Here is a 22,773-nt window from a genome sequence, read left to right as displayed (position 1 = left end):
CACGACGGCGACGACCTCTACGCCGAAGTCAGCCTCCCCCACGACACCGACACCACCGGCCACACACTCCACCCCGCACTCCTCGACGCCGCCCTGCACCCGCTGGCGCTGACGCCGGGCGGCGGAACCGGTGACGGGTCGGGGGGTGGGTCCGGGAACGGGGAGAAGGACACCGTCCTGCTGCCGTTCTCCTTCAGCGGGGTGACCTGCCACGCCACCGGCGCCACGGCCCTGCGGGTGCGGCTGACCAGGATCGGGGAGACCTCGGTCGCCCTCCGGGTCACCGACCCGGACGGCTCGCCCGTCATCCGCTGTGAAGCCCTGGCGCTACGGCCTTTGCCGGTGACGGAGCTGGCCGCGCTGCGGTCGAAGGGCGCGGACGCCCTGCCCCTGTACACGGTGGAGTGGGTGACCGGCCCGGCCACCCCATCGGATCCGGCCCGGGGGACCTGGGCGGTGCTCGGGGATGACACCCATGAGCTCGCGGAGTCCCTGGACGCGGCCGTGTTCGCGGGTCCGGCCGAGCTCGGCGCCGCCGTCGCGAACGGCTCCGCACAGCTGCCGGACACGGTGGTGGCCCCACTCCCCGGGACGCGCGGCAGCGTGAGGACACAGGCGGACGGGACGCCGCCCGACGGCGCGCCGACCGGCGCCGGCGTCCGGGCCGCGCTGACCCCTCTCCTCGCGCTGCTGCGCGACTGGCTGGACGACGAACGCCTGTCCACCAGCACGCTGCTGGTGGCTGTGCGCGGCGCCGTAGCCGTGCGCGACGGTGACGGCCTCGATCCCGTGTCAGCCGCCGTATGGGGACTCCTGCGCACGGCGCGGACCGAGAACCCGGGCAGGATCGTGCTGGTGGACCACGACGGGACGGCGGCCTCGCTGCGCGCCCTGGGTTCGGCCGTCGCGGCGGGCGAGGACGAAATCGCCCTGCGAGAGGGCGCGTCGTACGTGCCGAGGCTCACCGAGGCGCCGAGTGTCCCGAGCACCACCCCGGCGGCATCGCGGCGAGCCTGGGACCCGGACGGCACGGTGCTGGTCACCGGCGCGACCGGCACACTCGGCGGCCTGGTCGCCCGCCGGCTCGTGACCGGACACGGGGCCCGGCGTCTGCTGCTCACCAGTCGGCGCGGGCCGGCCGCCCCGGGGGCCGCCGAGCTCACCGCAGAACTCACCACGCTGGGCGCGGAGGTCCGGATCGAGGCGTGCGACGTGAGCGACCGCGCCTCGCTGGCCGCACTGCTGGCCACCGTGCCCGCCGACAACCCGCTGACGGCGGTGGTGCACGCGGCCGGGGCCCTGGACGACGGGGTGATCCAGTCGCTGACGCCGGAGCGGCTCGACACGGTCCTGGCCGCCAAGGCGGACGCCGCGCTGCATCTCCACGAGCTGACCCGTGAACTGCCACTCGCCGCCTTCGTGCTGTTCTCCTCCCTCGCGGGTGTCGTGGGCAACGCGGGGCAGGGCAACTACGCCGCCGCCAACGCCCTGCTGGACGGTCTGGCCGCGTACCGCCGCGCCCTTGACCTGCCCGCGCTCTCCCTGGCCTGGGGCCTGTGGGCGGACAGCAGTGCCCTGACGGGCCACCTCGACGACCGGGAACGCGACCGGCTCGGACGCGACGGTGTCGTCCCGCTGACGGCAGAGGACGGGCTCACCCTCCTCGACAGCGCCCTGGCCGGCGCACCGGCCGCCGTGGTCGCCGCGCGCCTGGACCGGACGGAGCTGCGACGCAGGGCCGGGGCCGGGCTCCTCCCGCCGCTCCTCAGCTCCCTGGCGAAGGGCCCGGCTCGCCGGGCGGCTGTCGTCCAGGCGCCGAAGTCGCTGGTGGAACAGCTGGCGTCGGTACCGGAGGAGGAGCGCGAACGGCTGGTGCTCGACCTGGTCCGCGAGACGGCAGCCGTCGTGCTCGGCCACCGCGACACCAACCTCATCGACGACGAGCACTCCTTCAAGGAGCTGGGTTTCGACTCCCTGACGGCGGTGGAGTTCCGTAACCGCCTGAGCGCCACGACGGGGCTGCGGCTGCCCGCGACCGTGGTCTTCGACCACCCCTCGCCGGCCGCGCTCGCCGCTCTCCTGCACAGCCGGGCGCGGACGGAGGCGGCGGCCGGGGCGGCCGCGGGTCCCGTGCCGGTCGCCGGTCCGCTCGCCGGGCTCGACGCCCTGGAACAGGCTCTGGCCCTGACCCCCGACGCCGACACGGGCATCCGTACGGAGGTCGGCAGGCGGCTGCGGGAACTGCTGCGCGGGCTGGAGGCGCCGGCAGCGTCTCCGGCCGGCCCGGCACCGGACGTGGCCGCCCGTATCGAGTCGGCGTCGGCCACCGACCTCCTCGACCTCATCGACAGCGAATTCCGCAGGAAGGCCCAGCCGAAGTGACGACGCCGACGAAGAGCACGAGCACGGACTCCGCGGGATCCGCCTCCCAGGAGGAGAAGCTCGTCGAGTACCTCAAGTGGATCACAGCCGACCTGCATGAGACCCGGCAGCGGCTCGCCGAGGTCGAATCGGCCGCCCGGGAGCCGATCGCGGTCGTCGGGATCGGCTGCCGCTACCCGGGCGGTGTCCGCGGGCCCGAGGATCTGTGGCGGGTGGTGGACTCCGGTGCCGATGTCATCGGCGGTTTCCCGGAGAACCGCGGCTGGGACCTCGACGCGCTGTACGACGCGGATCCGGACCGCTCCGGCACCTCCTACACGCGCAGCGGCGGGTTCCTGCCCGACGCCATCGAGTTCGACGCCGGGTTCTTCGGGCTGAGCCCCCGCGAGGCGCTGGCCACCGACCCGCAGCACCGGTTGCTCCTGGAGACCGCGTGGGAGGCGCTGGAACACGCGGGTCTCGATCCGCGGGAGCTGCGTGGCAGCAGGACGGCGGTGTTCGCGGGGCTGATGTACAGCGACTACGCGGCGCGGCTCCCGTACATCCCGGCGGAGGTCGAGGGGTTCATCGGCAACGGCACCTCTCCGTCGGTCGCCACTGGCCGGATCGCGTACACCTTCGGTTTCGAGGGGCCGGCTGTCACCGTCGACACCGCCTGCTCCTCCTCCCTGGTCGCCATCCATCTCGCGGCCCAGGCCCTGCGCCAGGGTGAGTGCACGCTGGCGCTGGCCGGCGGGGCGACGGTCCTGTCCACACCGGGCCTGTTCACCGAGTTCAGCCGGCAGCGGGGGCTGTCCCCCGACGGCCGGTGCAAGTCCTTCGCCGCCTCCGCCGACGGCACCGGTTTCGGTGAGGGCGCCGCGCTGATCGTCCTGGAGCGGCTCTCCGACGCCCGGCGCAACGGTCACGACGTCCTCGCCGTGATCCGGGGCAGCGCCACGAACCAGGACGGCGCGAGCAACGGGCTGACCGCGCCCAACGGTCCGGCCCAGGAAGCGGTCATCCGCCTGGCGTTGGCCAACGCCAGGCTGACCCCCGCCGATGTCGACGCCGTGGAGGCCCACGGCACCGGCACCACGCTGGGCGATCCGATCGAGGCGCAGGCGCTGTTCAACGCCTACGGCCGGGAGCGGTCCGCGGACCGGCCCCTGTGGCTGGGCGCGCTCAAGTCGAACATCGGGCACACCCAGGCGGCGGCCGGGGTCGGCGGCGTCATCAAGATGGTGATGGCGTTGCGTCACGGAGTGCTGCCCCGCACTCTGCACGCGGACGAGCCGACGCCGCACGTGGACTGGGAGAGCGGGACGGTACGTCTGTTGTCCCGGCCCCGCCCGTGGCCGGCGGAGGAGGACCGGCCCCGCCGGGCCGCCGTCTCCTCGTTCGGGATCAGCGGCACCAACGCGCACCTGATCCTGGAGGAGCCCCCCGGAGCCCCGGAACCGGAGAACGCGGCCGAGGGCGCGGAGCCGGACACGGGTACACGCGCGGTGATCGCCCCGCTGCCGGTGATCGCGTGGCCGCTTTCCGGTCGTGGCGCCGGAGCACCGGCCGCGCAGGCACGCCGGCTCCTCGATCACCTCGGGGCCCATCCCTCGCTCACCGCCGCCGAGGTGGCCGGGGCGCTGGCCGCCCGCCCGGCTCTGGAGGACCGGGCCGTGGTCCTGGGTGAGGACCGGGAGACGTTGCTGCGCGCTCTGGCGGACCTCGCGGCCGGGGCCAGGCCGGCCGGTGTCGTCCGGGGCAGGGCCGGGCACCGGTCGCGGACGGCCTTCCTGTTCACGGGTCAGGGCAGCCAGCGGCCCGGCATGGGCCGGGATCTGTACGACGCTCATCCCGTCTTCGCGACGGCGTTCGACGAGGTGTGCGGACTCTTCGACGAACATCTGGACCACTCGTTGCGCCAGGTCGTCTTCGCGGCGCCGCGGACCCCGCAGGCCGCGCTCCTGGACCGGACGCAGTACGCGCAGGCCGCCCTGTTCGCGCTGGAGACGGCCTTGTTCCGGACCATGGAACACCACGGGCTCGTTCCGGACTTCGTGATCGGGCATTCGGTGGGCGAACTGGCGGCAGCGTACGCGGCCGGGGTGCTCACGCTGGGCGACGGCGTCGCGCTCGTCGCCGTCCGCGGCCGGCTCATGGAGCAGGCGCGTGGCGACGGCGCCATGGTGTCCGTGCAGGCCTCGGAGGAAGAGGTCGAAGCCTTCCTGGCCGAGGGGTACACGGGACGCCTGGCGGTGGCCGCCGTCAACGGTCCTCTCTCCGTAGTCGTCTCGGGCGACGCGGACGCCGCGGCCGAGGCCACCGCGCACTGGCGGTCGCGAGGCCGCAAGACCAAACGGCTGCGGGTCAGCCACGCCTTCCACTCCCCTCATATGGACGGGATTCTGGACCCGTTCCACCGCGCCCTCTCCGCACTGAGCTTCAAGCCGCCGGTGATCCCGCTGATCTCCAATGTGACCGGTCTGCCCGCGACGGCCGACGAACTGTGCTCCCCCGGTTACTGGGTGCGGCACGTCCGCGAAGCTGTGCGCTTCCACCCGGGCGTCCGCCACCTGGAGGACCAAGGGGTCCGTGTGCACGTCGAACTCGGCCCGGACGGGGTGCTGGCGGCGCTCGCCGGGCAGGGGTTGCGGGAGGAGCCGGCGGTCCTGGCTCCGGTGCTCCGGGGCGACCGTCCCGAGCTGCGGACGCTGCTGACGGCGCTCGGCCTGGCGTGGGCGCACGGCCGCCCGGTGAACTGGGGCGGCCCGTCCCGTTCCGGCCGGCGCGCGTCACTTCCCCCGTACGCGTTCCAGCGGCGCGCGTACTGGCTGGACGGACCCGGCCGGCGGCCCTCCGAGGAGTCGGCCGCCCCCTCGATCCCGGCGCAGGGTGGCGACTCCGACGTCGTCGATGCCCTCGGACACACCGCCCTGCGCCGGCACCTCTCCGAGCTCGGCCCGCGGGAGCGGGAGGCGGAGCTCCTGGAGCTGGTACGCGTGACCGCCGCCTCGGTGCTCGGGCACGAGTCCGTGGCGGAGATCGCCTCGGACGCCACGTTCCTGGAGTCGGGTTTCACCTCGTTCACCGGGCTCGAGCTGCGGAACCTGTTGAGCGAGGCAACGGGGCTCGGACTGCCCGCGGCGGTCGCCTTCGACCATCCGACCCCGGCCGAGCTGGCTAGGCGGCTGGCAACGGAGATCGGCGGGGAGGCAGGATAGAATACGGGGTCACACCCCGGTTCGGTGCCGCTCCCGTCTCCTGCGGGAACGGCACCGCTTCCAGCACGGCAAGGAGGAGAGAGCGCGATGCGCGCAGACGCCCGCCGCAACTACGAGCGACTCCTGGCCGAGGCCAAGAAGGCTTTCGACCAGCACGGTATCCACACGTCGCTCGACGACATCGCCCGACAGGCGGGGTTGGGCAACGCGACGCTCTACCGCCATTTCCCGACCCGGGAGAGTCTGCTCGAGACGATGCTCCGCGACAGCATCTCCGAGCTCGGCAGCACAGCAAGGGAATTGCTGGCCACGGAGCCGACAGGAGCGGCGCTGGCGACATGGGTCCGGGCCGCCGTGGCCCACGCCACGACGTACCGGGGTCTCGTGACGATGCTGATGGACAGTCTCAAGGACGAGACGTCCGAGCTGAACAACGCCTGTACGTCGATGCAGTCCTCCGGCCAGCAACTGCTGGAGCGGGCGCAGCGGGCCGGGGAGGTACGGGACGACATCACGGCCTCCGAGCTGTTCGCGCTGATCGCTGCGGCGGCCTGGACGCGTGAACATGCCCCGGACGAGGCCGGCCAGGTGCTGACCGTCCTCATCGACGGACTGTGGCCGCCGCGGCTCTGACCGGGCGTCGCCCCGTCGCGGGTCGAGTGCGGCGGTGGAGGTGTTCGGCCTCGCGGGCGCCCGCCGCCCGGCTGTGCCTCAGCTGAGGGGGCGCAGACCGGGTGGCCATACCAGGGTGGTGGCTGCCCACGTGAGACCCGCGCCGAATGCGGCCAGCATCACCCGGTGTCCGGCCGTCAGTCTGCCTTCGGCTGCCGCGGAGGCCAGCAACAGGGGGATCGAGGCTGCCGAGGTGTTGCCGACCTCGGCGATGTTGGACGGCACACGTTCGGCCGGAATGCCCAGAGCGTCGGCCACTCCCGCGCTGATACGGGCGTTCGCCTGGTGGACGATCAACCGGTCGATGTCCGTCAGGGCCCACCCGGCTGCTGACGCCGCGTCCCGGGCTGCCTGGGTCATGTGGCGGACCGCGTGACGGAGCACCACATTGCCCTGCATGTGCACGTAGCGATCCCGTGTGTACTCCCCCGTGGACGTGCTCGACGGCCGGCGGGATCCGCCGTTGGGGATGTGGATGGCGTCGGCCTGCTCACCTGCGCTGCCCCATGCCACCGGCCCGAGGATGCCGGGTGCATCCGCCCGTGCGGCCTGCAGAACGACGGCGCCGGCCCCGTCACCGAAGATGGGCGCCGTGGCCCGGTCGGCCGGATCGACGATGGCCGACATCTTCTCCGACCCGACGACCAGGACGGTCCGGACGGTGCCCGCCTGGACGAGCGCTGCGGCGACCGTGACCGCGTAGACGAAGCCGGAGCAGCCGGCGCCGACATCGAACGCCGGTACCTGACCGAGCCCGAGCCTGTGGGCCACCGTCGGCGCGGTGCCGGGTACAGGATGGTCAGGAGTAGCTGTTGCCAGGACCACGGCGTCGACGTGCTCCACCCCCGCCGACTTCATCGCCCGTATCCCCGCTTCCACCGCGAGGTCGCTGGTGGCCGTGGCGGAATCCGCGATGTACCGCGTGGCGATGCCGATACGGGTGCGGATCCACTCGTCCGACGTGTCAAGTCGCCCACAGAGTTCCGCGTTGGGCACGCGGCGCGGCGGTAGCCATGAACCCAGGCCGATCAGTCGGGCGGATCGTGGCGGCGGTGGAAGCAGGGCATCGGGCGAAGTGTTCATGGGCTCACCTTGATCGGGTGTCGGACGTGGCGGGCTGCTTCGTCGGCGTCGACGGTGGGTGGTGTCCGGACCGGTGTGGGGCAGGACCGGACTGGTCGCACCTGGCGTCCGTTGCCGGCGGGGAGGGCCCCGGCCCGGCGGGTAGTTCACGTCAGGTGGTCCACGGCGGGGGACGACGGTGCGTTCGAGGGGGTCGGGAGTGCGGCGCGTCGAGCGATCAGGTCGACCAGGTCGGCGACCGTGGCAGCCTGCGCGAGGTCGTCCTCGGTGACGAGCAGGCCGATACGGTCCTCGAGAGCCATGGACAGTGTGGTCACGGCCATGGAGTCGATGCCGGCCTGGGACTGGGTCGCATCCTGGGTGATCGGCTCTGCGGGCAGAGCGCCGTGGTCGACCAGCAGGTCCTTGACGAAGCTGAAGTCGATGACCACCTGGGTGGTGTTCTCGTCGGCCGGTGCGGGTGAGGGAGGCGGGATCTCGGGACCGGTGGTCCGGCCTGGCGGTTCAGCCGGTGAACCGAGCTGTCCGTTCGGCAGTTCTCCGGCCGCCTCGTCGAACAGTGCGGGCAGGCTGGTGACTCCGGGAAGCGCCGCGTCGCTGACGAAGCAGACGCTGGTGGTGCCGTTGTAACTGCACGCGACGACGGACGCCGGCTGGTTGCGTGGCAGCCAAGTGAAGGGCTGGACATGGGTGACGGGGTCGCCCCGGTAGGACAGAGGCCGGTGGATCGCCACGTACGAGGTGGTCATGGGAGCCCGGGCCGGGCTGGTCAGGCGGTCGGCCAGCGTGTAGAAGGCCCTGGCCGGGGTCAGATCCATCAGGGCGCGCAGGGCGTTCTGCCGGGCGGGGTCCTTGGTGGCCCGGGTCGCTGCGATGACGCGGTCGAGACGGGTCTCGGCCGTGGGCTCCTCGCACGGGAGTGGCACGGGGGCGAATGTGCAGAGGTTGCCGGGCCGTGTACGTTCCCCGGAACGGCGCAGGTTGATCATCGTGATGGCGGAGAGCGGCTTCCCGGCACCAGCCGGCCAGTTGTCCGCGCACCACGTGCGCAACGCCCCGCTCAGCGCCGCCAGGAAGGCGTCGTTCGTGTCACCGCCACGCGCCACGGCCGCGGCGCGCAACTGCTGGGTCGGAACCGACGTCCAGTTGACGACGCGGATGCCGCTAGGAGTCCGGGCGGGATCGGTCCAGAAGCCGTGGCCGTGCGCCACGAGCGCGCTGCGCACTGTGTGCAAAAGGGTCATGACACCGGCACGGCCGGCGGGTGCGGCTGCCGGCGGGGCGGTGGTGCCGAAGAGGGTGTGCAGCGTACCGACGAGACCCATGCCGTCCTGAGTGCTGTGGTGAGCTCGCCAGCAGATGGCATAGCGGTCCGTGGCGTAGCCGGAGAGCAGCCATACGTCCCACAGAGGGCCTGTGCCGGGCAGCGGATGTGCCACCAGCTCGTGCAGGGCGTTGTTCAGGTGGGAGTCACCGGGTGGGACGTGTCGCGACCTGACGCGCGTGTCGAGGTCCGGCGCGGGCTGGTCCCGCCAGCGTGCCTTGAGCCCGGATCCGTGGAGGTGGTGGGTGAGGCGTGGCTCGTCGTGCAGGTGGTTCGCGATGTGGCCGCGGAGTTCAGCGAGGGAGGGCGGGGATCCGTCCAGGTGGAGAACCACCCCGATGGTCTGAGGATTGGAGGGGTGGGTCTGAGCCATGCGGTGCATGGTCAGGTCCATGGATGTGGGGCGCGGGAGGGTGGTCACGGGGCGCTCTCCGGACAAGGGTGTGTGCGGGACTGGGACGGGGGTGCTCAGGGGGCTGTCAGAGGGTCACGGCAGGTCTCGCCGCTCCGGGCCGGGGACCAGGGGTGAGAGGGCGGAAAGGCTGGATGCGAGAGGTCAGGTGGCCCAGCGCGAGCAGGGTGAAGGTGTCGGCCAGCACGGGGACGCGGTAGGGGAAGGGACGAGGGCCCACCATGTCGGCCGGTGAGTCGACGGAGCCGTCGGAGCGCACATGGGACAGCAGAAAGCGGGCAGCGCGTGCGGCCGGAGCCGGGTCGCGACCCCCTGCCAGAACGATCAGGGCGTAGGAGGTACTGATCGGGTCACTCCGGCTGCCGTCCTGCTGCCCGAAGCCGCCGTCGTCGCGCTGGTCGGCACACACCAGGGAGGTGATCCGTTCGCGCATGGCGCGGACGGAAGGAGAGGCCTGCCGGTTCGAGTGGCCGACGGCGAGGTGGACCCTGAAGAGCGTGTGCAGTCGGCTTCTGCTCCAGCCGGGAGGGAACGAGCCGTCCTGATCCTGAATGCGCGTCAGGTACTCGAGAGCCGATTGCACCGTGCTGTGAGGGAGGCGGTCCTTCGTGCTCAGCGCGTTGACGGCGGCGGCTGTCATGCACGCCTCGGAGGGGGTGCCGGCTCCGTACGTAGGGAATCCTCCGTCCGCGCCGCGCACAGCGATCAGTGCCTCTACGCCGCACCGGATCGAGTCGCGGTAGCCGCACGGATCGAGCTGATGAAGGAATTCGATCGCGACGGAGGTGCAGTCCGTGTCCGAGAGCCGCGCCCGGTCGGTGTACGACCATCCGCCGTCCTCCTGCTGGACCGTCACGAGGTGCCGTGCGACACGGTGCAGCACCCGTTGTGGCGCACCCGCAGTGTGCAGGGCGAGCCCCGCGGTGACCGTGGACCACGTGTCCGTGTCGGTGACGAACGGCATGCCTCCGTCCGACTGCTGATGGAGGAGTGCGGTACGCAGACCCTCGTCGACCGTGGCACTCGTGCCGGGCAGGTCCGCGAGGGCGTGCAGAACCGAGAGGTGAATGAGGAGATTCCCTTCCCACACGGTCCCGCGCCGCTGGGTGGACACCAGCAGGGCGAGGTCGTCCGCGGAAAGCGGCGGCTGCCCGGCTGCCCGGCCGAGGACGGCCCTGACCGCGGTGACCTGCACGACGGCCCAGGGATGCAGCGCGCTCACGTCGAAGGCCTCGCGGTCCCAGCCGTCACGGCCGGGACTTGCACCGAGCATCACGAAGAGGGCGTGGGCCAGAGCGCGCTTCCGCGCCCCGGCGAAGTCCGGCACCTGGCACACGATCGTCTCGAGCACCTCGGGGCGTATCGGATGTTCGCCCCCTACCAGAGCGGTCTCGGCCAGCACCGCATCCAGCAGGCTGCCGGTGCGGTGCCGCTCCAGATAACGCACGAGGCCGGCACGGGCTCCGGCGTGCCGGAGCCCGTGCCGCCGCAGGAGGGCCAGGGTGAGCGCGGACTCGAGGACGCGGCTCCTGCATCCGTCGCGGACGGCGCCGTCCGCGCCGACCTTCTCAAGGAGTCCGGCGACGATCCGGCCCCGCGCCGAGGGCAGCCCGGCGGGGAAGAGCGAGGCGGGCCAAGCGGGGGGCAGATACTCGGGGGCGAGGGGTCTCATCAGCGGCTTTCCTAGCGGACGGGGTGGCACAGGGGAAGGTCGAGCGGTCAGAGCGAGGCAGATGGAACAGGGCCGCCGTGACGGCCCGGCAACCAGCGGGTCTCGAACCGGCCGGTGACACCGAGCCAGTGCAATGTCGCGGCCACGAAGGACTGAAGCGCGAGCACATGACGCCGCAGCGGCTCCCGGGCCGCCCCTGGCACGCCGTCACCAGCGGCCAGGGCAGCCGCGGTCGCGTGGAATTCCCGAAGCCTGTCGTCCCGCATCGCCGTCACGCGTTCGTGCGCGGCCGACGGGGAACAACCGTGCTCGCGCCCCACGACAGCAACCAGGCTCTCTTGGCCGGCCCGCAGGTCGCCGCCCGCCGAGACCAGATCATTGGTCCAGCCCGCCACATCGGCCGCCGCCCTCCGCAGGGCACTCACGCCCTCGTCACAGCCACGGTGGAGCGGCCAGGGAGCGTTCGCGGTCCGCTCCACGACGTCGGCCATCGGGAAGACGGTGATGGTCCGGCGGCGCAGGAGGATGTAGTCGCCGAGCGGCAACCGGATGCGGTCCCGGCGGCCTGCGGCCTCCTCGTACGTCGCCCGGGCGAATTCGCCGTAGTCGGTGACGAACCGCTCCCGCCACCGCGAGGACCCGCCAGGCGCCGTACGGCCCCACAGGTCGGCCAGAGCCGCCTCCGTCCCGCCGCACGGATCGACGGCGCGGGTGGAGGTGAGCACACCCGACAACCGGTCGAACAGCTCACGGACCTCCTCGGGGCGAGAGCCCAGGCCGCCACGGTCGAGCCTGTCGTCGACCAGACAGACGAAGGCGGCCCAGTGCGCCGTCAGCTCAGCCGCAGCCGTACCGGCCTCAGGGACCGCACGGGCGGCGAACTCTCCGAGCCTCATGGCAGCGAGACGCTCGTCCTCCGCGGTGCAGGTGACCAGCCCCAGGCACCGCGCCCAGCTCAGCACCGAGGAGTTCAACCGCCTGCCCCTCGCGTCAGCCGGGAGACCCGCGCCGGCCGGACGCACCACAGCCCCTTGGGACATCGCACTCAGCCCAGGGCCGGAAGCACACCGACACGGCCATCGCCCGGTGCCGAGCTCTTCTCCCCCGGCACCGGCGGCCTCGCACCGGACGGACCGAGCGCCGCCAAGGCACCGGCAGTGGAAACGAGACCGCCGGGGATCCCGGTGCGGAGCCGCATGAGAGCCTCCCCTTCGTCGGCCCCAGCATCAGGGCACGCCGAAGCACCCTCGCGAGCGTGAACGTTTCAGCTGCTTCACATTCACTCGAATGCACGCGTCCGGCCGGGGGTCACGCCACCCCTGCGGCTTCCGCCGAGGCGGCTCGGGCATCTTCTCCCCGATGCCACCGGCCGGACCGCGTGGGTGTGGAACCCGAGCAGCACGTGTGGCTTTCCGTTCCAGGATCCGTGACTGCCCGGTGATGACCGACACCGCGGTGCCGGGCGGTTGTCGCGGCACCGGTGTCCCACCGGAGAAGGGCGACTCCTGCCCGACGGAGGTCGTCCGGCGCCGATGACGTGGCGTCAGGGGCGACACCCACCGAGTGGTCCAGGAGCACCCGGCCGCGGAAGCCGGCTCTCACGGCACCCAGGGCGCTCGCACGCGCGCAGTGATCCGTCGCGAACCGACACCCCGTGCTCACCCGCACGGATGCAGGCGTTCACCGAACCACACATCACCTCCGAGGCCCCGGTGCTTGACCTTGAGAGGTCGGGCGGTGGCGCCCGGCCGCCGCGGTCTCCGTCCTCGGTGGTCGTCCGCTTGCCGATGGGTTCCACGCGCTTGTGGTCGAAGCTCTCCGCCCCTGCCGGAGCGACACGGGCGCGTCCCTTGCGGCCCACTCGTCGCTTCTCGTCCGTCAGGGGCCCTGGAACGGATTACCCCGCTGCCGACGGAGGCTTTGACGGTGTCTTGGCAGGTCAAGCCCCCAAAAGCAGCGTAAAACGGATAACCCCAAGATTGGGGCTCCCCAACCGGCACATCGTGGGCTTAACTTATGTGTCATGACCTCCCCCCGCTCCACCTACGGCAGCGGCTACTACGCCGCGCCGTCGTTCGCCGACACCCCGATCTACGACTCCCTCGTCGCCGAGCGGGGAACCCCCCAGATCGCACCGATCCGGGTCCCTGCCGCCTACGACACCGGGAACAGCTACCTGCCGGCTCTGCCGTCGGCGCTCCCCGCGCTGCCCGCGGCCCCGTCCCAGCCCACCGGGTCCTACGGTTACCCGCAGCAGGCGGCGCAGCCGCAGTACCAGAACGCCGGGATGCAGCAGGCACCGATGATGCAGCCCGCACAGCTGCAGCACGCGCCCGCGCCGTACATCCCGCAGCAGCCGTCGGCGCCGCGCGGCTACCAGCAGCCGCAACAGCAGCGGCCCGGTACGGGTTATGAGGCCATGCGTCCCGCTTCGCCCCGGCCCGCGCCCGCTCCCGCGCAGTCGCCGTACGAGGATCCTCACCATCGCCCGTACCAGGGGCGGGGGTACTGACTGGCGCTGCCGCGCACCGTCACTGACGGCTGGCAGGATGAACGCATGCTGCCTCCTGTACTCAGTGCCGTGTACATCCATCCGGTCAAGTCGCTGGCCGCACGCGCGGCCGACGAGGCGGCCGTCGAGCCATGGGGACTCGACGGCGACCGACGGTGGATGCTGATCGACCACGAGAACAGGGTCGTCACCCAGCGTCAGCAGCCCTGCATGGCACAGCTGTCCGCCGATCCCGTTCCCGGTGGTGGCCTGGCCGTGTCGGCGCCCGGGGCTCCGTCGCTCACCGTGGAGGTGCCCGACCCGGCACGCACCGTCGTCGCCGAGCTCCATCGGAGCAAGGTCGAGGTGGCCGTGGCCGCCGGCGAAGCTCACGCCTGGTTCAGCGCGCGCCTCGGTGCGGAGGTCCGGCTCGTCCATCTGGACGCGCCGTCGCACCGCAGGCCCGTCGATCCGGAGTTCGGCCGGCCGGGCGAGACCGTGTCGCTCGCCGACGGCTTCCCGCTTCTCCTCACCGCGAGCGCCTCGCTGGACGCGCTCAACTCGTGGGTGGCGCGGGGGGATCATCCGGACGAGGGTCCGCTGCCGATGAACCGTTTCCGGCCGAACGTGGTCGTGGACGGCACGGAACCCTGGGCCGAGGACGGCTGGAGACGGATCGCGATCGGGGAGGTCGCCTTCCGCGTCGTGAAACCGTGCGGGCGGTGTGTCATCACGACGACCGACCAGCGGACGGCGGAGCGGGGCAAGGAACCGTTGCGCACGCTCGCCCGGCACCGCCGGGACGGAAAGCACCTGCTGTTCGGCCAGAACATGATCCCGGAGAGCACCGGCGTGATCCGGGCCGGAGACCCGGTGCGGGTCCTCGGCTGACCGCCCGGGCCCGGCGGTGTCCTCGAACGCCGGGTGGCAGGTAGGGCGTTGCCGGCGTGAGCTTGCTCTCTCTTCACCGTCGACGGACGCAATCGCCGCCCCGCCGGGTTATCACGGACAGGGAAGGGGGTGCATGACTGTGCGAGCGGTTCTGGGGATCCGGCGGTGGCGGCACAATCCCGTGTGCCGGGCCACCGACCGTCACGAGGCGTGGGCGGCGCTGGCAGCGCTGCTGCTGATGCTCCTGGCGGCACCGGTGGCCGGCTGGAAGACCGGTTCACTCACGGACGACGCCCTCCAGCGAGCGGTGCGGGTCCAGCACGAGCAACGCCATCTCACCGCGGCCGTCGTGGTCCGCCCGGCCTCCGGCACGTCCCGCTTCGCCCAGGACCCCGAGGCGGCGACCGTGGCCGAGGGCTCCATGCGTACGCCGGTGGTGGCCGAGTGGCGTGCCCCGGACGGTACGGCACGTACGGGCACCGTGTCGACGGCGTCCACGAAGACCACGCCCGGTGCCCGGATACGGATCTGGACGGACGGCCGGGGCGACCCCGCGATGCGCCCCATGGACGTGTCCACGGCTCACACCCACGCGGTGCTCGCGGGCATCGGTGCGACGCTGCTCGCGGGCGGTCTGACGGAAATCGCCCGCAGGCTCGCCGTATGGCGCATGATGCAGAGGCGGTACGCCAGGCTCGACCGCGCCTGGGCCGAAGTCGGCCCCGACTGGGGCAGAACGGGTACGGGCAGCTGACCTCGGGGGCGCGTGTTCCCCCGTGTACGGCTGAGCAGGGCCGCTCGGGCGACCGGCCCGTCAACTCGTGCCCGTCGCGCGCGCTACGGTGGACCGGCCCGCCCGACTCCTCGGCAGGCGGGCCGTAGGGCTGCCGGCGAACCGGCCGCACCGCGGACGGGCACGAGGCAGCGCACACGGCACGAGGTGGGGGCACAGCAGCACCATGGCACAGGGCACGGTCCAGGTGACGCACACCGGCACATCGCGATGGCGGCGCCGTACGGGCGAATACGCTTCCCTCACCGCCGCCCTGGAGGCCGCAGCGGACGGTGACGTTCTCACCATCGCCCCCGGCACCTACCGGGAGAATCTCGTCGTCCACCGCGCCGTGACACTGCGCGGCCCCGAGGGATCCGCCGGCTCCGTACGGATCGCGCCGGCCGACGGCGTCCCCCTGACCGTCCGTGCCTCCGCCGTCCTCCAGGACCTCCATGTGGAGGGCCAGGACTCCGCCGCCCCCGCGCTGCTCGTCGAGGAGGGCGCTCCCGAGCTGTCGGACCTGCGCATCGTGACCAGGTCTGCCGCAGGTATCGAGGTGCGGGGCGCCGCCAGGCCCACCGTGCGCCGCTGCACGGTCGACAACCCGGCCGGCGTGGGCATCGCCGTACTCGACGGCGCCGGCGGCGTGTTCGAGGAGTGCGAGATCCTCTCGGCCGGGCAGTCCGGTGTCGCGGTGCGCGACGGCGCGCACCCCCGGCTCGAGCGCTGCCGCGTGCACCACTCGTCGGGCGCGGGGCTGAGCGTGACCGGGGAGGGCAGCGGCCTGGAGGCGGTGGGCTGCGAGGTGTACGAGATCAAGGGCAGCGGGGTACAGGTCACCTCGCGCGGCAGCGCGCACCTCACGGACTGCACCGTGCACCGCACGTCAGCCGACGGAGTCACGCTGGACACCGACGCCGTCCTCACCCTGGCCGACTGCGACATCCACGACATCCCGGAGAACGCGGTCGACCTGCGCTCCCGTTCGGTACTCACCCTGACCCGTTCCACCGTCCGCCGGTTCGGCCGCAACGGCCTCTCGGTCTGGGATCCGGGCACCCGCGTCGACGCCAACCAGTGCGAGATCCACGACAGTACGGGCGACTACCCGGCGGTCTGGGTGAGTGACGGGGCGACGGTGATACTGGACTCGTGCCGCGTCCACGACGTGCCCGACGCCCTTTTCGTCCTCGACCGGGGCTCGCGCGCGGATGTCGTGGACAGCGACCTGTCCCAGATCCGCAACACGGCCGTCTCGGTGAGCGACGGGGCCACCGCCCAGCTCGACGACTGCCGGATCCGCGAGGCGTCCACCGGAGCGTGGTTCCGTGACCACGGAAGTGGCGGCACCCTGAACAACTGCACCATCGACGCGGCGCAGACCGGGGTCATCGTGACCAAGGGCGCCGATCCGACCATCGAGAGGTGCACGGTCACCTCGCCCGCGGAGGCCGGTTTCTACGTCTCCGCCGAGGGCCGCGGTACCTTCGACAGCTGCCGGGTCACGGGCAGCGAGGGTTACGGCTTCCATGTGATGGACGGCTGCCGTTCCACCCTGACCCGGTGCCGGACCGAGCGGTGCGCGCGTGGCGGCTACGAATTCGCCGACGGCTCCGGCGGCGACGGGCACGCGGGCGGCCCGATCGCCCAGGACTGCACGAGCGACGAGAGCGGCCTGCGCGGTGCCACTCCCCCGGCCCCCACGGTCCTGACGGCGACGCAGACCACGCCAGGGCTGCTCGGTGCGATGCCCGGGCAGCGAACCGCGGAGCCCGCCCCCGCTCCGGCTCCGGCTGAGCCGGTGCGCGATTCGGGCGCCGTGCTGGGCGAACTCGACGCGCTGGTGGGCCTGGACAGCGTCAAACGCGAGGTGCGGGCGCTGACCGACATGATCGAGGTCGGCCGCCGCCGGAGGCTGGCAGGCCTGAAGGCCGCGTCGGTCCGCCGGCACCTGGTCTTCACCGGCTCCCCCGGCACGGGCAAGACGACGGTGGCCCGGCTGTACGGCGAGATCCTGGCCTCGCTCGGTGTCCTGGAGCACGGTCATCTCGTGGAGGTGTCCCGCGTCGATCTGGTCGGCGAGCACATCGGGTCCACCGCCATCCGCACGCAGGAGGCGTTCGACCGGGCACGCGGAGGGGTCCTGTTCGTCGACGAGGCGTACGCCCTGTCGCCCGAGGACTCCGGCCGCGACTTCGGCCGCGAGGCCATCGACACGCTGGTGAAGCTGATGGAGGACCACCGCGACGCCGTGGTGGTGATCGTGGCCGGGTACACGCACGAGATGGAGCGCTTCCTCACGGTCAACCCCGGGGTGGCGTCCCGTTTCTCGCGGACCATCACCTTCAGCGACTACGAGCCCGAGGAGCTGCTGCGGATCGTGGGGCAGCAGACGGACGAGCACGAGTACAGCCTGGCGGAGGGGACGGGGGAAGCGCTGCTCAAGTACTTCACGGCGCTCCCCAAGGGCCCCGCCTTCGGCAACGGCCGCACGGCCCGGCAGACCTTCGAGTCGATGGTGGAGCGGCATGCGGGGCGGGTGGCCCAGCTCGCCGAGCCGAGCACGGACGACCTGACCATGCTCTACCCGGAGGACCTTCCGGAGCTGCCCTGAGCGGCGGCACCGCCCGGGTCCTCCGCGCCCGCGCCCACCTGTCGGGGTACGACGGGCCCGAGCCGTTCGAGGAGCGCGGCACGCTCGACGGCGAAGACCGGGTCGGCCTGGTAGTCCGAATGCCCGAGAATCGGTTCCGGCAGGGGGTATTCGACGGTGCGGCCGTAGACCAGCGGATCCTTCAGGGGGCCGCGGTCCACCTCGTGGCCCTGCCCCTCGTCGATCCGGACCGGGCCGCCGATGGGATCGGTCGCACGCCAGAGGTTGCGCCAGCAGTCCACCGACCGCTGGAGCCCTTCGAGGGGGACCCGGCCGAAGTAGGCAGGGAACCAGCGCCCGTACAGCCGCTCGATCGGAGAACCGTACGTGAGCAGCGCGACCCGGTGGCGGACCGGGTCGGGGAGCTGCCACACCGCTGCCGCGGCGAGCACGCTGCCCTGGGAGTGGCCGGAGATGACGAGCCTGCCGCGGGTCCGCCCCGTCCATGCGCACATGCGGGAGGAGAGGTCCGGGACGGCTCGCTCGGCGTAGCAGGGCGGCGCGAAGGGGTGGGCGGCACGCGGCCAGAACGTACCCACGTCCCAGAGGATGCCGATGGTCCGCCGCGCGGAGACGTCGCGGTAGGCGCGACGGCCCCAGGTGACGAAGAGTATGACGCCGAAACCGGTCAGCCAGGAGCCCGTCGACTGAGCCGTCTCGGCGACCGACTCGACGAACGGGGCCGTGCCGTCCATCGCCAGGCCGGGAACCTCGCCGGTGAGCCAGGAGCCGGCCACCGCTCCGGCGCCGAGCAGCAGGGTGGCGGCGGAGAGCAGCCCGAGGATCCCGGGGGCCGAGTCGGTGAGCGCGGCGGTGGCCCGCGTGCGTGCGATCCGCCGGGTGCGTCCGGGCTCGGGGTGCTCCTCCTCGTACTCCGCCTCTATCCCCGGTCCCATCCGGCGGGCGCGGCGGACGGTGCGGGCCGCCAGCCAGATGACGGGCGGGAGCAGGAGGAGCAGCAGGACCGGGATGACGGAGGCCTGCCAGCTGAGGAGCGCGGGCGGGCCTTCTATGTCGGCGCCCGCGCCCATGCCAGGAGTTCCGGGGCCGTCCAGCCAGTCGGCCACGCGCTGGGCGACCCCACCGGTCATCACTCCACCGAGCGCGCACGCGAGCATGGCCACGGCCGGGCCGCCGAGGCCGTGAAGGGTCGTGCGCGGCTCGGGGGCGCTCCGGTACAGGCTCAGCGCCACCGCGGCGAGTACGACGACGAGCAGAGCCTGGCCGACGGCGAGGGCGCGGAAGGCCGACTCTCCGGGGAGGGCGCCCGCGGACACCCATCCGGGACGCGACCAGCCGGCGTAGACGACTGCGCAGAGCAGCAGGGTGAGAGCGGTGCCGGGGAGACAAGTGGTGACCGCCCGGTCGAGCCGGTTGTCGAGACGTCGCTCGCTGCGCCCCCGTCGGCAGACCACCGCGACGACGACGAGTCCGCACAGGACGAGCGCCGTCTCGAACAGGACACCGATCACCGTGGGTACGGGGCTGTCGGCGGCGCGGTCGTGCCGGGCCGCCGTGACACCGACCGCGGCCGCGACCGTCAGGAAACCGGCCGCGGTGTGTGCCGCGCGCAACCGGGCCACCAGTCTGCGTCCGTACCAGAAGCCGGGCCTGCCGAGGGCCGGACGGATCAGGGAGGCGCCGGGCTGTGCCACCACGTCACTGTCCACGTCCGTTTCCGCACTGTCCGGTTCGTCCCAGCTCAGGGGGCGCTGTGACTCGTAGGCGCTCCAGGTCCGGTGGGACAGGTACCAGAGCAGTCCCACCAGCGCGGCCGGCACGAGCGCGGCGACCGCGAGGCGGCGCCCGGGCTGGGCGAACCACCCGCCCTGCCGGGATGACAGGAAGCCGAGCCAGGAGCGCTGCGCCGAGCACTCGGGTGTCCCCGCGCACTGCCAGGCCACCAGGTCGAGGGCGACCTCGCAGGCCGCAGCGGTGAGGAGCACCGTGAGGCTGAGGGCGACGAGCCGCACCAGCAGTCCGTAGAGCCGGACCGCCCGGGTGCGCCCCCGCGCGGTGGGCCGCATCCAGTGGGCGAGGTTGACCACCATGAAGGGGAGCAGCAGCAGCCACAGGGCCCGGGAGCCGTTGCCCGAGGTGAGGTTGGACCAGCAGTAGGCCTCGGCGACCGGGCCCTCCCGGTGGCGCTCGGGATGCTGTTCGGCGCCGACGTCCTCGGTGCGGCGGTGGACGGCGGCCGTGGCGTCACCGGTGATCCTGGTCGTACGCGGGTCCCCGAGCATCTCCTGCGGGGTGGTTCCGCCGACGCCGTGGACGAGCAGTTCCAGTGCGGCGCCGCTGGTCTGCGGGACCTCGGCCTGGGGGTCAGTGGGCAAGGTCGGTGACTCGCTCTCTGGACCGTCGGCTCGGGGCCGGCGGGAGGGGCGGCTGGGGGCTGGGGCCTGAACCGATGCGCGGGTCGGGGCCTGAACTGATGCGCAGTCACCACCATCGCGGACGGAAGGTGCTCACCGCACCCGCTCTCACCGAATCTCCCCAGTGGGACCGCCCCCGGAAGTGCGTGGGAGGATGAGGGCGTCCGCAGGACCGCTGCCGGACGGTGCGGCCAGAGGGAAGGACCGGGTCCCGGCGTTGAGCGAGAATCAGAACCTGCTCGCGGAGCAGCGGCGTGCGCTCATTCTCGACGATGTGCGCAAGCGCGGCGGGGTCCGGGTCAACGAGCTGACCCGCAAGCTGAGCGTCTCCGACATGACCGTCCGGCGGGACCTGGACGCACTGGCACGCCAGGGCGTCATCGAGAAGGTGCACGGCGGAGCCGTCCCCGTCGTCGAGGCGAGCACGCACGAGCCCGGTTTCGAGGCCAAGTCGACGCTCGAGCTCAGTGCCAAGGAGGCCATCGCGCGCGCGGCGGCCACGATGGCGGTGCCCGGCAGCGCGATCGCGCTCTCCGGCGGTACGACGACGTTCGCACTGGCCCGGCATCTCCTGGACGTGCCGGGGCTGACCGTGGTGACGAATTCGGTGCGGGTCGCCGATGTGTTCCACGGCGCGCAGCGTCCGACGGCGGCGGGCGGGGCACGGGCCGGAGCGGCCACGGTGGTCCTGACCGGCGGGGTCCGCACTCCTTCGGACTCGCTCGTCGGGCCGGTCGCGGACCGCGCGATCGGCTCACTCCACTTCGACGTCCTCTTTCTCGGCGTGCACGGCATCTCGGTCGAGGCCGGTCTTTCCACGCCGAACCTCGCGGAGGCCGAGACGAACCGCCGCTTCGTCCGAGCGGCCAGGCGCGTCGTCGTGGTCGCGGACCACACCAAGTGGGGCACGGTGGGGCTGAGTTCGTTCGCGGCGCTCGACGAGGTGGACGCCTTCGTCACGGACGCGGGCCTGCCGGACACCGCAAGGCAGGAGATCGAGGAACACCTGCCCGGCCTGGTGGTGGCGGGCGGACAGCCGGACGAGTAGGCGCCGCCGGGGGCCGCCCGCGCCTTCCGCTCCGCTGCTCGCGGGCGACGGACGTCCTAGTATCGGGCTGTGGCCGTATTCCGTATCGAGCGCTTCACTTCCCTCCCCGCCTCCGAGGCCTGGCGACGGGTGACCGACTGGGAGCGGCACGGCGGGACCGTGCCCCTGACCTCGGTCACCGTCCCGACGGGCGAGCCCACCCGGGCCGGGACGGTCTTCGTGGCCCGTACCGGAGTGGGACCGCTGGGATTCGACGATCCGATGGAAGTGGTGCGGTGGACCCCGCCCGCTTCCGGCCGGGCAGGGGTGTGCCGGCTGGAGAAGCGAGGTTCCGTCGTGCGCGGCCGCGCGTCGATCGACGTCTGTCCGACCGGCTCGGGCTCGCATGTGATCTGGGTGGAGGAGCTGCGCGTGAGGCTGCTGCCACGCTGGCTCGATCCAGTGCTGGCGACCGTCGGCCGGCGGGTCTTCGCCCGCGAGCTCGGAGTTCTGCTGGAGGACTGAAACCCGCGTGGAGGACTGTGCCTCCCGCCCGGCTCAGGCGGGCCAGGTGCCGGTGGCCAGGAAGTGGTCGATCGTCTCCGTGTACGGCCGGATGTCCAGTCCCTGCTCGCTCAGCCAGTCGTCCGAGTAGTACTTGTCGAGATAGCGGTCGCCCGGGTCGCAGAACAGCGTGACGATGCTTCCGGTACTCCCTCTCTCCACCATCTCGGCCACGAGTTTGAAGGCGCTCCACAGCCCGGTGCCGGTCGAGCCGCCCGCCTTGCGGCCGATGGCGCGCGCCAGCACCCGGACCGCCGCGACGCTGGCCGCGTCGGGAACCTTCATCATCCTGTCGACGGCGCCGGGCACGAAGCTCGGCTCCATCCGGGGTCTGCCGATGCCTTCGATGCGTGAGCCGCAGTCGCTGGTCGCCAGCTGATCGTGCCGGGTCCATCCGTCGAAGAAGCACGAGTTCTCGGGGTCGGGCACGCAGATCCGTGTGTCGTGCTGCATGTAGCGGACGTAGCGCCCGATGGTCGCGGAGGTGCCGCCGGTGCCGGCGGTGGCGACGATCCAGGCGGGCTCGGGGTACCGCTCCAGCCTGAGCTGCTGGTAGATGGACTCGGCGATGTTGTTGTTCCCCCGCCAGTCGGTGGCACGCTCGGCGTAGGTGAACTGGTCCATGTAGTGGCCGCCGGTCTCGGCCGCGAGGGCGGCCGACTCCTCGTACAGACGGCGGGAGTCGTCGACGAAGTGGCACTGGCCGCCGTGGAATTCGATCAGACGGCACTTCTCGGGGCTGGTGGTCCGGGGCATCACCGCGATGAACGGCACGCCGATCAGCTTCGCGAAGTACGCCTCCGAGACGGCCGTCGAACCACTGGAGGCCTCGATGACCGGTTTCCCCCGGCGGATCCAGCCGTTGCACAGCCCGTAGAGGAAGAGTGAGCGGGCGAGCCGGTGCTTGAGGCTTCCCGTCGGGTGCGTCGACTCGTCCTTGAGGTAGAGATCGATGTTCCAGTGCTCCGGCAGTGGAAAGCGCAGGAGATGCGTGTCCGCCGACCGGTTGGCGTCGGCCTGGACCTTGCGCACCGCTTCCTTGAGCCAGGCCCGGTAGTCCGGATCGCTCCGGTCGACGTCCACGGTCTCCATCACGCCACCGCCAGGTGTGTGCTCGCTGGTGTCCATCACGGTCTCCTTCGGGTGACGGCGGTACGGCCTGGACCCACGATATTCCCCCCACCTGCACAAACGTTCACTTTGACGGCCCATAGGCCTCCCTTGGCCCGGTCGTCCCGGGCGCTCGCGCTCC

The 22,773-nt window shown here is 72.2% G+C and carries 15 protein-coding genes and 1 pseudogene; 9 read left to right on the top strand and 7 right to left on the bottom strand.

Translation table 11 applies throughout. The annotated features are described in order from the left end of the window. The 3 genes from OO67_RS32510 to OO67_RS32500 all read left to right on the top strand — a co-directional run. Positions 1-2,382: type I polyketide synthase (locus tag OO67_RS32510; RefSeq protein ID WP_033305382.1), on the top strand; the 2,382-nt coding region annotated here is incomplete at its 5' end. After that, complete coding sequence (locus tag OO67_RS32505) at positions 2,379-5,582, top strand: type I polyketide synthase (RefSeq protein ID WP_033305381.1); 3,204 nt, start codon at positions 2,379-2,381, stop codon at positions 5,580-5,582. The genes OO67_RS32510 and OO67_RS32505, both read left to right, overlap by 4 nt. Positions 5,583-5,669: 87 nt before the next feature. Beyond that, complete coding sequence (locus OO67_RS32500) at positions 5,670-6,215, top strand: TetR/AcrR family transcriptional regulator (protein ID WP_033305380.1); 546 nt, start codon at positions 5,670-5,672, stop codon at positions 6,213-6,215. A 78-nt stretch (positions 6,216-6,293) separates the two neighbouring features. Here the strand turns inward: OO67_RS32500 and OO67_RS32495 are convergent, their stop codons facing one another. The 5 genes and pseudogenes from OO67_RS32495 to OO67_RS40255 form a co-directional block, all read right to left on the bottom strand. Beyond that, positions 6,294-7,337: a beta-ketoacyl-ACP synthase III gene (locus OO67_RS32495; RefSeq protein ID WP_033305379.1), complete on the bottom strand. Its 1,044-nt coding sequence runs from the start codon at positions 7,335-7,337 to the stop codon at positions 6,294-6,296. A gap of 146 nt (positions 7,338-7,483) precedes the next feature. After that, positions 7,484-9,034 carry a wax ester/triacylglycerol synthase domain-containing protein gene (locus tag OO67_RS32490; RefSeq protein ID WP_167748686.1) on the bottom strand — a complete coding sequence of 517 codons (1,551 nt, stop codon included), beginning with the start codon at positions 9,032-9,034 and terminating at the stop codon, positions 7,484-7,486. Positions 9,035-9,140: 106 nt separating this feature from the next. After that, positions 9,141-10,745 (bottom strand): prenyltransferase/squalene oxidase repeat-containing protein, encoded by a 1,605-nt coding sequence (locus OO67_RS32485; protein WP_051710095.1) that lies wholly within the window; start codon positions 10,743-10,745, stop codon positions 9,141-9,143. A 47-nt stretch (positions 10,746-10,792) separates the two neighbouring features. Next, the gene (locus OO67_RS32480) at positions 10,793-11,719 is read right to left on the bottom strand and encodes a terpene synthase family protein (RefSeq protein ID WP_157841752.1); all 927 of its coding nucleotides are present in this window, start codon (positions 11,717-11,719) and stop codon (positions 10,793-10,795) included. Positions 11,720-12,239: 520 nt separating this feature from the next. Continuing rightward, a pseudogene (locus OO67_RS40255) lies at positions 12,240-12,386 on the bottom strand (nicotinamidase); the annotation flags it as partial. Positions 12,387-12,768: 382 nt separating this feature from the next. On the opposite strand from OO67_RS40255, the gene OO67_RS32475 reads away from it, so the two are divergent. The 4 genes from OO67_RS32475 to OO67_RS32460 all read left to right on the top strand — a co-directional run bounded on the left by OO67_RS32475 (position 12,769) and on the right by OO67_RS32460 (position 17,516). Continuing rightward, positions 12,769-13,257: a DUF6643 family protein gene (locus tag OO67_RS32475; protein ID WP_033305376.1), complete on the top strand. Its 489-nt coding sequence runs from the start codon at positions 12,769-12,771 to the stop codon at positions 13,255-13,257. Between the two features lie 45 nt (positions 13,258-13,302). Then, positions 13,303-14,127: an MOSC domain-containing protein gene (locus OO67_RS32470; RefSeq protein ID WP_033305375.1), complete on the top strand. Its 825-nt coding sequence runs from the start codon at positions 13,303-13,305 to the stop codon at positions 14,125-14,127. Between the two features lie 133 nt (positions 14,128-14,260). Continuing rightward, positions 14,261-14,881 (top strand): Rv1733c family protein, encoded by a 621-nt coding sequence (locus tag OO67_RS32465; RefSeq protein WP_033305374.1) that lies wholly within the window; start codon positions 14,261-14,263, stop codon positions 14,879-14,881. Between the two features lie 205 nt (positions 14,882-15,086). Next, a complete protein-coding gene (locus OO67_RS32460) occupies positions 15,087-17,516 on the top strand; it encodes a right-handed parallel beta-helix repeat-containing protein (protein ID WP_033305373.1) in 2,430 nt (809 codons plus the stop codon). Here OO67_RS32460 and OO67_RS32455 read toward each other — a convergent pair. Continuing rightward, positions 17,486-19,798 carry a hypothetical protein gene (locus OO67_RS32455; protein WP_382057326.1) on the bottom strand — a complete coding sequence of 771 codons (2,313 nt, stop codon included), beginning with the start codon at positions 19,796-19,798 and terminating at the stop codon, positions 17,486-17,488. The two genes, OO67_RS32460 and OO67_RS32455, sit on opposite strands and share 31 nt — an antisense overlap. 349 nt (positions 19,799-20,147) lie before the next feature. Between OO67_RS32455 and OO67_RS32450 the strand changes: the two genes are divergently transcribed. Both OO67_RS32450 and OO67_RS32445 read left to right on the top strand, forming a co-directional pair. Continuing rightward, complete coding sequence (locus tag OO67_RS32450; protein WP_033305371.1) at positions 20,148-20,978, top strand: DeoR/GlpR family DNA-binding transcription regulator; 831 nt, start codon at positions 20,148-20,150, stop codon at positions 20,976-20,978. Positions 20,979-21,047: 69 nt separating this feature from the next. Beyond that, positions 21,048-21,482 (top strand): SRPBCC family protein, encoded by a 435-nt coding sequence (locus tag OO67_RS32445; RefSeq protein WP_033305370.1) that lies wholly within the window; start codon positions 21,048-21,050, stop codon positions 21,480-21,482. A gap of 33 nt (positions 21,483-21,515) precedes the next feature. Here OO67_RS32445 and cds1 read toward each other — a convergent pair whose 3' ends face one another. Continuing rightward, complete coding sequence (cds1, locus tag OO67_RS32440) at positions 21,516-22,649, bottom strand: L-cysteine desulfhydrase Cds1 (RefSeq protein WP_033305369.1); 1,134 nt, start codon at positions 22,647-22,649, stop codon at positions 21,516-21,518. Positions 22,650-22,773: the final 124 nt, after the last annotated feature.

The organism is Streptomyces atroolivaceus (assembly GCF_000717025.1).
Classification (GTDB): Bacteria; Actinomycetota; Actinomycetes; order Streptomycetales; family Streptomycetaceae; genus Streptomyces; species Streptomyces atroolivaceus.
This window is presented reverse-complemented; position numbering and strand designations above follow the sequence as displayed.